Source organism: Pseudomonas sp. CM25 (genome assembly GCF_013179705.1).
Taxonomy (GTDB): Bacteria; Pseudomonadota; Gammaproteobacteria; order Pseudomonadales; family Pseudomonadaceae; genus Aquipseudomonas.
The window spans coordinates 1-8,855 of record NZ_JABMCW010000238.1 but is presented as its reverse complement, the minus strand read 5'-3'; the positions used below and the strand labels follow the sequence as shown (position 1 = coordinate 8,855).

Genomic DNA, 8,855 nt, shown 5'->3' with positions numbered 1-8,855 from the left:
TGCATGCAACGCACGGCGAACAACTCGGGAGACTGCGCAGTCAGCACCAGAACTTTCAGTGGCAAAGCCATGGCCTGGAAACGGGAAAGCACCTCCAGCCCGTCCAGCTTGGGAATGCTGATGTCGAGGATGACCAGGTCAGGGGCGGTTTCGCGAATCATCTGCATGGCGTCTACGCCGTTGTCCGATTCGCCGACGACCTTGTAGTTCTGGTTTTCCAGCAACATACGGACAGCCAGGCGGATGACGGGGTGATCGTCGACAATAAATATTGAATGCATGTTGAACTTCCCTGCGGGCGATGGAGGGTGGCAGGCAGCACCTTATCGCAGTTGGAAGTCGTCGGGCATACGAGGAAGGGCTATTAGCCCCATATGGGAAATGGCTTACAAGATAAAACAAAACAGACTACGAAATTGCCGTGTTCAATTCGATATCAGAGCGAGATTGGTAACTTTTCGGCGGTTTTTATTCGTGCTGTTTAGTTTGGTCGTTGTATATGTAGGAAGTTTCCTGCAATGCACGGGTGCGGCGCCGAGCGACGCCCAGGCCACACCCGTGCCAGGTTCAGCTCGGGCTGGAGCGCCCGGTCATTTCCCGGGCCATTTCGCTGGCGTAGCTATCGGTCATGCCGGCAATGAAGTCGATCATGCGCAGAAAGGCGCTGTGCAGCGAACCGTGGGGGTCCGGCGCATTGTTGCCGATCAGGTCCAGCACCCGGCGGCTTTTGAAGGATGGGCTGCGCCCACCATGCTGCTCCAGTGCAGCACCACAGAAGGTATTGAGCAGAATTTCCAGGGTGGTGTAGGCACCAATCTCGTGCAGGGTCTTGCGCTTGTCCTGGAAGATCTTGTTGCGCGCCATGTCCTTGGCCTGCAGCACGCAGCGCTTGGCCGGACCGTGCATGTGCTCGACCAGGTCGCCCGCCAGCTGCCCGGCCAGCAAGGCCCGCTGTTGTTCGACGAAGGCGTGGGCGGCGGCGTTGGTCAGGTGCTCGATGGCCTTGCCGCGCAGAATCGCCAGCTTGCGCCGACGGGAGTCCCTTGGACCTAGCTGGCGGTAGGTTTCCGGCAGGTCATCGCCGACCAGGTCCAGCAGCAACGCTTCGACTTCGGCGTATTGCAGCAGCTCCATTTCCAGGCCGTCTTCCAGGTCGATCAAGGCGTAGCAGATGTCATCGGCAGCCTCCATCAGGTACACCAGCGGGTGGCGGGCCCAGCGCTGGGGCTCCAGCTGCGGCAGGCCGAGCTTGCGGGCGATCTGCTCCAGCAGGGGCAGTTCGCTCTGGTAGCTGCCGAACTTGTGTTTCTTGTAACCCAAGGCGTCGGCGTGGCGAGCGCTCCAGGGGTACTTCAAATAGGTGCCCAGGGTGGCATAGGTCAGCCGGGTGCCGCCGTCAAACTGGTGATACTCCAGCTGGGTGAGTACGCGAAAACCCTGGGCGTTGCCTTCGAAGTTGAGGAAGTCTGCCCGCTCGTCGTCGCTCATGTCGTCCAGCCAGCCGCGCCCGGCGGCCTGCTGGAACCAGTGGCGGATGGCGTCCTCGCCCGAGTGCCCGAACGGCGGGTTGCCGATGTCGTGGGCCAGGCAGGCCGACTGCACGATCATGCCCAGGTCGCTGGGCGCGCACCAGTCCGGCAGGCTGTCGCGCAAGGTTTCGCCAACGCGCATGCCCAGGGAGCGGCCAACGCAACTGACTTCCAGCGAGTGGGTCAGGCGGGTGTGGATGTGGTCGTTGCTGGAAACCGGGTGCACCTGGGTCTTGCGCCCGAGGCGGCGGAATGCTCCGGAGAAGATGATGCGGTCGTGGTCTTTGTGAAAAGGGCTGCGGCCGAGCTCATCGGCGCTGTACAACGCTTTGCCCAGGCGTTCGCGGGTCAACAGGGTGTTCCATTCCAAGGCGCGGTCTCCGGTAGGTCGGTGAGCAGAGCATATCCTGCAAGCGCGGCCTTGTTTCGCGAAAGGGCCGCAACGCGGCCCTGCGCTCAGGTCACGGCCGGCGGTCGCCTTGCAGGTACAGGCGCACCAGCGGCAGCAGGCTGCTGCCCAGGCGTACAAGACGGGTCAGGTTGCCGCTGCGCACACCCTTGCCGGTCAGGAAGCCCAGCGCCACCACGGCGCCAATCCCCCACAGCGGCGCATGCTTGATGCCCAGCCCGCCCTGCAGCGAGCTGCCCATGCCGCGCACGCGGCGCAGTGGCTCGAGCAGTTGCCCGGACTCATGCCGGATTTCCTGGCGGTGCATTTCCATGCGCAGGCGCAGCAGCGCCTTGCGCAGTTCGCGCGGGTTACGTGTGTTGGGTAGTTCTGGCAGGTTCATGGCAACAGGCGCTCCCGGTCCTTGGCGAGTTCCTCGAGGGTGGCGCCGAACGGCGACGACTCGTCGAATACCGCCGCTTTCAGGCGAATCCCGCAATACAGCGCGGCCATCCCGTAGAACACGCACAGGCCGATGATGCCGGCCAGGCGATAGCTGTCCCACAGCAGCACCAGCAACAATCCGGACAGTGCGGTAAGCAACAGCAAGGCAAAAACCAGGGCGAGGCCTGCGAACAGCAGCAGGCTCAGGGTGCGCCCTTTCTGCTCCTGCAACTCGATGCCGAACAGTTCGATGTGGCTGTGCAGCAGCCCCAGCGCGGCCGCGCCCAGGCGCTTGCCCGAGGCGCTGGCGCCGTTGGCGTCATTCTCCATGGGATCCCCTCAGCGCCGGTTAGCCATCAGGCCGATCAACAGCCCGACGCCGGCGGCGATTCCGATCGCCTGCCACGGGTTGTCCTGCACGTACTGCTCGGCGCTGCCCAGCGCCGCCTGGCCGCGTTCACGCACCGAGTCCTGGGTCAGCTGCAGGGTTTCGCGGGCCTGGGCCAGGCGGTCGTGGATCTGCCCGCGCAGTTCGTCTGCCTGGTCGCCCGCCAGGTTGGCGGTGTCGGCCAGCAGCCTCTCGGTGTCGCGCACCAAGGCCTGGAAGTCAGCCATCAATATCTCTTGAGCAGTCTTTGCCGATTTGCTGGCCATGGGCCTCTCCCTGTTGATGAGTGTTGGTAGTTCGAGTGATAGCACACGCGGAAGGTTCAAGTGCCGATGCTGGTATGGGCCTTGCTAAGTCTTTGCCACGTTGCGGGGCGCCATAGGCGGTTTTTGCGCCGATTCAGGGCGCCAGCGCAGCGGGTTCCGATAAACCTTAACCCAATCCACGACAAACCCAAGAAAAAACCACGCAGGCTCCGCCCGGCACACCGAAACAGGGCAGGGGGCTGGCACCGAATCGGTGCATGGATGCAGGTTCTTGAACTGTCCTGGTGCCTTTTCAGCAGGTCTGCCTGATTCATGGAAAACATGCATAGTGCGATGGACTCCCTGGTCCACGGTTCCAATACCCTGTTCATTCTCATGGGCGCCATTCTGGTGCTGGCCATGCATGCAGGCTTCGCCTTTCTCGAAGTGGGCACGGTGCGTCACAAGAACCAGGTCAACGCCTTGTCGAAAATCCTCAGCGACTTTGCCATCTCGGCGCTGGTGTACTTCTTCATCGGTTACTGGATCGCCTATGGGGTCAATTTTTTCCAGCCGGCGGCAACGCTGGCTGCCGACCATGGGTATGCGCTGGTCAAGTGCTTCTTCCTGCTGACCTTCGCTGCGGCAATCCCTGCGATCATCTCTGGGGGCATTGCCGAGCGGGCGCGCTTTGTGCCGCAGTTGTGTGCCACGGCGTTGATCGTGGCGTTCGTCTATCCCTTCTTCGAGGGTGTGGTCTGGAACGGCAACCTTGGCCTTCAGGCCTGGTTGCAGGCACGTTTCGGAGCACCGTTCCATGACTTTGCAGGTTCCGTGGTGGTGCATGCCATGGGCGGCTGGCTGGCGCTGGCGGCGGTGTTGCTGCTGGGCCCACGCCGCGGGCGCTACCGCGACGGCCGGCTGGTGGCGTTTGCGCCTTCAAGCATTCCTTTCCTGGCGCTGGGGTCGTGGATCCTGATCATCGGCTGGTTCGGGTTCAACGTGATGAGCGCCCAGACCCTGCAGGGTGTCAGCGGCCTGGTCGCGATCAACTCGCTGATGGCCATGGTTGGCGGCACTTTGTCTGCTTTGCTGGCCGGGCGTAACGACCCGGGCTTTTTGCATAACGGGCCGCTGGCAGGGTTGGTAGCGATCTGCGCCGGTTCCGACCTGATGCACCCGATCGGCGCACTGGCCACCGGTCTGCTCGCGGGCGCGTTGTTCGTCTGGACATTTACCGCCGCACAAAATCGCTGGAAGATCGACGACGTTCTGGGGGTGTGGCCTCTGCACGGCCTGTGCGGGGTGTGGGGTGGCATTGCCTGCGGTGTCTTCGGCCAGGCTGCCCTGGGCGGAATGGGTGGTGTCAGCCTGAGCAGCCAGTTGCTGGGTAGCCTGATGGGGGTGCTGGTGGCATTAGCCGGCGGCTTTGCCATTTACGGCGCGATCCGGGCAGTGCATGGCTTGCGCCTGAGCCATGAGCAGGAGTTCCAGGGGGCGGACCTCTCGCTGCACCGGATTGGTGCCACCAGCCAGGATTGAGCCAGGTGAGGTGCAGGGTGGCCGGGACAGACCTAGAATAGGCATTTCTCAATGCCAAACCGGGACCTGCCCCATGCTGCCTGAATGCCAATTGTTCGGCACCCTCGGTTGCCACCTGTGTGAAGTGGCCGAGGCGGTGCTGATGCCTTTCGTCGACCGTGGTCTGCTGGTGGAGCTGGTCGATATCGCTGAACGCGAACACTTGTTCGAGCGCTATGGCCTGATCATTCCAGTGCTGCGACGCTGCGATAACGGTGCCGAGTTGCACTGGCCGTTCGATGCCGAACAGGTCGTGGCGTTTCTAGCGCAATGATGGCAGCAGAGGATCTGTAACCCTGCTCCATGCAGCGTGAGACGAGCTGATGATCAGGTGTCGGCCCAGCAGGGCCGGCACCCTCTCTATCGTCGGAATCGCTCGCCATGCTTATCACGCCACATTTCACGCTCGATGAAATGACCTTTTCCCAGCTCGCCGCCAGGGACGGGTCCGATAACACCCCCCCTCCCGAAGCCAGGGCCAATCTGCAATTGTTGTGTGAGACGCTTGAGCAGGTGCGCTCGCTGTTCGGCGCGCCAATCGTTATCAGTAGCGCTTTTCGCAGTGAAAAGGTCAACCGGTTGATTGGTGGGGCCTCGAATAGCCAGCATGTGCAAGGGCTGGCGGCCGATTTCACGGTAATTGAAGTCGGCCCGCGTGAAACCGTGCGGCGCATCAGCGAAAGTGCCGTGCCGTTCGATCAGCTCATCCTCGAGTACGACCAGTGGGTGCATCTGTCCGTGACCCGCGGCACGCCCCGCCGCCAGGTGTTGACCATCCGTAAGGGCGGCCGCTACCTGGCGGGGCTGCAATGAGCCACGTTGACGGCGACAAGGGGAAGTTCGTATGCTGTATATAAATACAGTATCGAGGTAACAGCATGCTCAACGTCGAGCAACTCAAGTACAGCGTCAACCGAATGCCCGTGGACCGGGTGGCCGACGCCGTTCTGGAACTGCGCCTCGAAGGCCTGGTGACCGATGACCGCACGCCATTTGGCAAGGTCCATTTCAATACCTGCTTTGCCGAAATCGAGGCCTTGTTCCAGCGCGCCGGCTACCACCGTGGGCTGGACGTGGTGGGTTACCAGGGGTTGCTTTACGCACTCTACGACCCTGGTCGCTGGGAGCCGGTGCAGGTGCTGCGCTGGCTCAAGGAACGCAGCGAGGCGATTTCCCAGGCTGGTTGAGGGCGTGGGCTTGGGCGATAATGCGCGGCCGTGATCGTTTCGAGTAGTGCCATGACCCCCTCTTTCGACCCCGCCCACCAGCAAGCCAGTACGGTATGCCTGCCACCCGGTAACTGGGCGACGGTTCTCGACTGCCTGTGTGATCACTTCAAGGCCATCGACCGGGACCAGTGGCTCGACCGGTTTGCCCGTGGCCGCGTGCTGGATGCCTGCGGCCGGGCGATTGCGGCCGAATTGCCCTACAAGCGGGGCATGCGTGTGCACTACTTTCGCGAAGTGCCAAACGAACGGCCGATTCCGGTGCAGGAGGTGGTGCTGCACGTGGACGAGCACCTGGTGGTGGCCGACAAGCCGCACTTTCTGCCGGTGACGCCGACCGGGGAGTACGTCGAGCATACCTTGCTGCGCCGGCTGATCCGCCGCTTGGGCAACCCGCACCTGGTGCCGTTGCACCGCATCGACCGGCATACCGCCGGGCTTGTGCTGTTTTCCGCCAACCCGCACACCCGCAGTGCCTACCAGCGGCTGTTCCCCGAACGGCGCATCGACAAGCGCTATCAGGCCATTGCTGCTGCCATGCCGCAGCGTGCGTTTCCGTTGGTGCACAAAAGCCGCCTGGTCCATGGCGAGCCGTTCTTCCGCATGCATGAAGTAGAAGGGGAGGCCAACAGCGAAACCCTGGCCGAAGTGCTGGAGAAGAATGGGGAGTTGTGGCGCTACGGGTTGTCGCCGGTGACGGGCAAGACCCATCAGCTACGTGTGCACATGGCCGCCCTGGGCGCCGGGATCAGCAACGACCCGTTCTATCCGCAGTTGCTACAGGTGGAAGATGACTACCAGCGGCCGCTGAAACTTCTGGCCCAGAGCCTGCGCTTCGAGGACCCGTTGAGCGGGGAAGTGCGCTATTTCGAGAGCCGCTTGCAGCTGGATTGGTAAGCAGCGACATGCAGGCGCGGCCAAGCCCGCGCCTGCATCGAACGTCAGGCTCTGCCCTTAGCGGTTGAACCGTTCCACCAGCGAGTACTGGCTACCCGCCGTGCTGGTCAGCTCCTCGCTGAGCAGGGCCGAGTGCTGCGCCTGTTCGGCGGTCTGGTCGGCCAGTTCGGCGATGGTGCTGATGTTACGGCTGATCTCGTCTGCGACCGCCGTCTGTTCTTCGGTTGCGGCAGCAATCTGGGTGGCCATGTCGGTGATGTTGGCGACCGCTTCGCTGATGCCCACCAGGGCTTCGTCAGCCTGCATCACCCGGTCGACCCCTTCCTGCGCCTGGCGGTGACCGGTTTCCATGGTCAGCACGGCATTGCTGGCGGTTTGTTGCAGCTTGGCGATCAGGCCATGGATCTGCCCGGTGGATTCAGCGGTACGCTGTGCCAACTGCCGCACCTCGTCGGCCACCACGGCAAAGCCGCGGCCCATTTCCCCGGCTCGCGCCGCCTCGATGGCCGCGTTCAGCGCCAGCAGATTGGTCTGGTCGGCAATGCCCTTGATCACATCGACCACGCCACCAATCTCGTCGCTGTCCTTGGCCAGTTGCGTGACCGTCTGGCCGGTTTCGCCCACTGCCGCCGACAGGCGTTCAATGGCTTCGCGGGTTTCCCCGGCAATCTGCCGGCCCTGGGTGGTCAGGCGGTTGGCTTCCTGGGTGGCATCGGCGGTGCGTTGCACGTGGTTGGCCACTTCCTGGGTGGTGGCTGCCATCTGGTTGACCGCTGCGGCGACCTGCTCGGTTTCTACCCGCTGGCGCTCCAGGCCCGAAGAGCTTTTGTGCGCCAGGGCATCGGACTGACGGGCCTGGTCACTGAGGTGCTCGGCACTGTCCTGCAAGCGGGTCAGGCAGGTTTTCATGCGCGCGTCCTGGCTGAGCATGGCCATTTCCAGGCGCGCCTGCACGCCCCGGCTGTCGGTGAACATCTGCGCGATCAGTGGGTCGGAGGTGGTTTGTTCGGCCAGGCGCAGCAGGCGCTTGAGGCCGCGCTGCTGCCAGCTCAGGCCGAGTAGCCCCAGCGGAACCGAAAGCCCGGCGGCCAGGGCGAAGCCCCAGGAATGGCCCAGCCAGTTACCGATCAGGAAGCCCATCTGGCTGATCAGGATGAACGGCAGCCAGTCCTGCAGCACGGGCAGCCACTTGTCACGGCGCGGCACCGCCGGCTTGCCCTGGTTGAGGCGCTGGTACAACGCCTCGGCGCGACGGATCTGTTCGGCAGTGGGTTTGACCCGCACCGACTCGAAGCCGACGACCTGGTTGTTGTCGTAGATCGGCGTGACATAGGCGTTGACCCAGTAATGGTCGCCGGACTTGCAACGGTTCTTGACGATCCCCATCCACGGCTGGCCCTGTTTGAGCGTTTGCCACATATGGGCGAACACGGCAGGCGGAACGTCGGGATGGCGGACCAGGTTGTGCGGTGCGCCGGTCAGCTCTTCGCGGGTGAAACCACTGATATCGATGAAGGCATCGTTGCAGTAGGTAATCACGCCTTTGGCATTGGTGGTGGAGATCAACCGCTGCTGGGCAGGGAAAGTCCGTTCTCTCTGGGTAATCGGCTGGTTGTTACGCATGGCTTGTAAGTCCGCAGGGCTTTGGAGAGGTATCGGCAAGCCACGGCTTTTGTTGAATGGATATTTTTGTCAGATCGAGCGCCGCGCAGGCGGCGCCCGATCTCAGGAGCACCTGGAATCCAGAGCCAGACCTGCCGCCTCAGCCCGCGATCAGTTGGCGCAGCACATAATGCAGAATTCCACCCGCCTTGAAGTATTCAACCTCGTTCAGGGTGTCGATCCGGCACAGCACCTCGATCTGCTCCTGCTGCCCATCCGCGCGGGTGATGCGCAGGGGCAGGCTCATGCCGGGACGGATTTGCGCGCTGTCCAGGCCTAATACATCGATTTTCTCGTTCCCGGTCAGCCCCAGTTGCTTGCGATCGTGCCCGGCCGTGAACTGCAGCGGCAGTACACCCATGCCCACCAGGTTGGAGCGGTGGATGCGCTCGAAACTTTCCGCCAGCACAGCCTTGACCCCCAGCAGATTGGTGCCCTTGGCCGCCCAGTCGCGGCTTGAGCCGGTGCCGTATTCCTGGCCGGCGATCACCACCA

Annotated in this window: 11 protein-coding genes and 1 pseudogene; 5 read left to right on the top strand and 7 right to left on the bottom strand. The window is 62.9% G+C overall.

Going from position 1 to position 8,855, the window contains the following annotated elements:
• From HP546_RS21265 to HP546_RS21245, 5 genes are all read right to left on the bottom strand, one after another.
• Positions 1-281 (bottom strand): response regulator transcription factor (locus tag HP546_RS21265; RefSeq protein ID WP_172229143.1); only part of this gene is annotated, 281 nt, incomplete at its 3' end.
• Positions 282-567: 286 nt separating this feature from the next.
• On the bottom strand, positions 568-1,899 hold the full coding sequence (locus tag HP546_RS21260) for a deoxyguanosinetriphosphate triphosphohydrolase (RefSeq protein WP_172229141.1): 1,332 nt from the start codon (positions 1,897-1,899) through the stop codon (positions 568-570).
• 91 nt (positions 1,900-1,990) lie between these two features.
• Positions 1,991-2,320 carry a hypothetical protein gene (locus tag HP546_RS21255; RefSeq protein ID WP_172229139.1) on the bottom strand — a complete coding sequence of 110 codons (330 nt, stop codon included), beginning with the start codon at positions 2,318-2,320 and terminating at the stop codon, positions 1,991-1,993.
• Complete coding sequence (locus tag HP546_RS21250; RefSeq protein WP_172229137.1) at positions 2,317-2,691, bottom strand: phage holin family protein; 375 nt, start codon at positions 2,689-2,691, stop codon at positions 2,317-2,319. The genes HP546_RS21255 and HP546_RS21250 overlap by 4 nt, the downstream gene beginning before the upstream one ends.
• Before the next feature lie 9 nt (positions 2,692-2,700).
• The gene (locus tag HP546_RS21245) at positions 2,701-3,015 is read right to left on the bottom strand and encodes a YqjD family protein (RefSeq protein ID WP_172229135.1); all 315 of its coding nucleotides are present in this window, start codon (positions 3,013-3,015) and stop codon (positions 2,701-2,703) included.
• A 312-nt stretch (positions 3,016-3,327) separates the two neighbouring features.
• Here HP546_RS21245 and HP546_RS21240 point away from each other — a divergent pair, with 312 nt between their 5' ends.
• From HP546_RS21240 to HP546_RS21220, 5 genes are all read left to right on the top strand, one after another.
• Positions 3,328-4,536: an ammonium transporter gene (locus tag HP546_RS21240; protein ID WP_172229133.1), complete on the top strand. Its 1,209-nt coding sequence runs from the start codon at positions 3,328-3,330 to the stop codon at positions 4,534-4,536.
• A gap of 73 nt (positions 4,537-4,609) precedes the next feature.
• On the top strand, positions 4,610-4,849 hold the full coding sequence (locus HP546_RS21235) for a glutaredoxin family protein (RefSeq protein WP_172229131.1): 240 nt from the start codon (positions 4,610-4,612) through the stop codon (positions 4,847-4,849).
• A gap of 107 nt (positions 4,850-4,956) precedes the next feature.
• Positions 4,957-5,388, top strand: a complete 432-nt coding sequence (locus HP546_RS21230; RefSeq protein ID WP_172229129.1) for a D-Ala-D-Ala carboxypeptidase family metallohydrolase — start codon at positions 4,957-4,959, stop codon at positions 5,386-5,388.
• Positions 5,389-5,453: 65 nt separating this feature from the next.
• The gene (locus HP546_RS21225; protein ID WP_172229127.1) at positions 5,454-5,762 is read left to right on the top strand and encodes a transcriptional regulator; all 309 of its coding nucleotides are present in this window, start codon (positions 5,454-5,456) and stop codon (positions 5,760-5,762) included.
• A 51-nt stretch (positions 5,763-5,813) separates the two neighbouring features.
• A complete protein-coding gene (locus HP546_RS21220; RefSeq protein WP_172229125.1) occupies positions 5,814-6,698 on the top strand; it encodes a pseudouridine synthase in 885 nt (294 codons plus the stop codon).
• Between the two features lie 57 nt (positions 6,699-6,755).
• Here HP546_RS21220 and HP546_RS21215 read toward each other — a convergent pair whose 3' ends face one another.
• A complete protein-coding gene (locus HP546_RS21215; RefSeq protein WP_172229123.1) occupies positions 6,756-8,321 on the bottom strand; it encodes a PAS domain-containing methyl-accepting chemotaxis protein in 1,566 nt (521 codons plus the stop codon).
• Positions 8,322-8,460: 139 nt separating this feature from the next.
• Positions 8,461-8,855, bottom strand: a pseudogene (locus HP546_RS21210) (aconitate hydratase); the annotation flags it as partial.